At 44.9% G+C, this 2614-nt stretch carries 1 protein-coding gene; it reads left to right on the forward strand.

The window, feature by feature from the left end; all coding sequences use genetic code 11:
• The first annotated feature begins 55 nt into the window (after window positions 1–55).
• Window positions 56–2341 (forward strand): NADP-dependent malic enzyme, encoded by a 2286-nt coding sequence (locus tag ACMJ0U_RS04750; RefSeq protein ID WP_417128508.1) that lies wholly within the window; start codon window positions 56–58, stop codon window positions 2339–2341.
• The last annotated feature ends 273 nt before the right edge of the window (window positions 2342–2614 follow it).

A 2614-nucleotide genomic window follows, 5' to 3' on the forward strand; every position in this document is an offset into this window, starting at 1 on the left:
ATTCCTACATTTGCGCGATACATTATTCTTTGAAACAACTAAAAAACGAAGAAATATGACAAAAATAACCAAAGAAGCAGCCTTGCTTTATCATTCACAAGGTAAACCGGGGAAAATCGAAGTAGTCCCTACTAAACCCTATCAAACTCAACGGGATTTATCACTAGCTTATTCACCTGGAGTAGCAGAACCATGTTTGGAAATCCAGAAGAATCCGGATACAGCATACGACTATACAGACAAAGGTAATCTGGTAGCCGTTATTTCTAATGGAACAGCCGTATTGGGACTGGGAGATATAGGTGCCATGAGCGGAAAACCTGTAATGGAAGGAAAAGGACTACTATTTAAAATATATGCAGGTATCGACGTATTCGATATTGAAGTAAACGAAAAAGACCCGGACAAATTCATAGAAGCTGTCAAAGCCATTGCTCCTACCTTCGGAGGTATCAATCTGGAAGACATTAAAGCGCCAGAGTGTTTCAAGATAGAACAAAGACTAAAAGAAGAACTGGACATTCCGGTAATGCACGATGACCAGCACGGTACTGCCATCATCTCCAGTGCAGGATTGCTGAATGCGCTGGAAGTAGCCGGAAAAAAAATAGAAGAAGTAAAAATCGTAGTCAACGGTGCCGGCGCATCTGCCGTATCTTGTACTAAATTGTATGTAGCACTCGGAGCCCGTCTGGAAAACATTGTCATGCTCGACAGTAAAGGAGTGATTTCTAAAGAACGTACTGACCTGAACGAACAGAAAAAATTCTTTGCAACCGACCGTACCGACATTCACACATTGGCAGAAGCCATCAAGGGAGCCGACGTATTCCTCGGCCTTTCCAAGGGTAATGTACTGAGTCAGGACATGGTACGCAGCATGGCTTCTCACCCCATCGTATTTGCCCTGGCTAACCCGACTCCGGAAATTTCATACGAAGACGCCATGGCTTCCCGCCCGGATGTACTGATGTCAACCGGACGTTCTGACTATCCAAACCAGATAAACAATGTCATCGGCTTCCCTTATATCTTCCGCGGCGCACTTGATACTCGTGCCACTGCCATTAACGAAGAAATGAAGCTGGCTGCCGTACATGCCATTGCAGACTTGGCAAAGAAACCTGTACCCGATGTAGTTAATGAAGCCTACCATGTAAACAACCTGACCTTCGGACCTGAATACTTTATTCCGAAACCTGTTGACCCGCGTTTAATTACCGAAGTATCCATGGCTGTGGCTAAAGCCGCTATGGAATCAGGTGTAGCTCGCAAGCAAATTACCGACTGGGATGAATACAAGAATCACCTGAGAGAGTTGATGGGACAGGAAAACAAGCTGACTCGCCAGTTGTACGAAACAGCCCGCCGCAATCCGCAGCGCGTGGTATTTGCAGAAGGCATTCACCCCAACATGTTGAAAGCAGCGGTAGAAGCCAAGGCTGAAGGCATCTGCCATCCGATTCTGCTGGGTAATGAAGAACGAATCGAAAAGCTGGCCAAAGAACTCGACCTCAGTTTGGAAGGCATCGAAATTGTCAACCTTCGCCACGACCGTGAGTCTGAACGTCGCGAACGTTACGCACGCATCCTTTGCGAAAAACGTGCCCGCGAAGGAGCCAATTTCCAGGAAGCAAACGACAAGATGTTCGAACGTAACTACTTTGGTATGATGATGGTGGAAACTGGCGAAGCAGATGCTTTCGTTACCGGATTGTACACCAAATACTCCAATACTATCAAGGTTGCGAAGGAAGTTATCGGTATCCAGCCAGAATACAAGCATTTTGGTACCATGCATATCCTGAACTCAAAGAAAGGAACTTATTTCATTACCGATACATTAATCAACCGGCATCCGGACACAGATACCTTGATAGATATCGCCAAACTATCAGCAAAAGCCGTACGCTTCTTCAACCAGGAACCGGTTATGGCCATGCTGTCTTACTCTAACTTCGGTTCTGATACAGAAGGAAGCCCAGCCAAAGTACACGAAGCTGTCAACCAGCTCCATCAGGAATATCCAGATCTGGCCATCGATGGGGAAATGCAAGTGAAGTTCGCCTTAAATAATGCACTTCGCGATGAAAAGTATCCTTTTACCCGTTTGAAAGGCAAAGAAGTTAACACTTTGGTATTCCCTAACTTAAGTTCAGCTAATGCTACCTATCAGCTCATCCAGAGTATGAGTGAGACTGAAGTTATCGGCCCGATTCAGATGGGATTGAACAAACCGATTCACTTCACCGACATTGAAAGCTCCGTACGCGATATTGTCAATATCACAGCTATCGCCTGCATTGATGCCATTGTCGACAAAAAGAAAAAAGCACAATAAACATTACTGATTTATTCCACTCTACACGGAGGAGCAGCCGCAAGTCCCCAATTACAGCCTTGCCACCGTTCCTCCGTGTATTATTTTTCTAAAAGCCATGAGAAAACCACTCAACCACACACAATGTATCGTACTTACTTTATGTTGGGCCGCCCTTTGCTTTTTAGTACTTACTTCTACTCCTAAAATTGACGGTCCGCTTGTCATCATGATTCTCATATCAGGGGCTTTGGTATTTATCCCCGTTATCAAATCACTAAAAAACAGAAACAA

The sequence above is a fragment of the Phocaeicola sp. genome, assembly GCF_048170425.1.
GTDB lineage: Bacteria > Bacteroidota > Bacteroidia > Bacteroidales > Bacteroidaceae > Phocaeicola.

Excerpts from the sequence above, each read along its gene's own strand:
- ACMJ0U_RS04750 (WP_417128508.1), top strand. The coding sequence starts at position 56 with ATGACAAAAATAACCAAAGAAGCAGCCTTGCTTTATCATTCACAAGGT.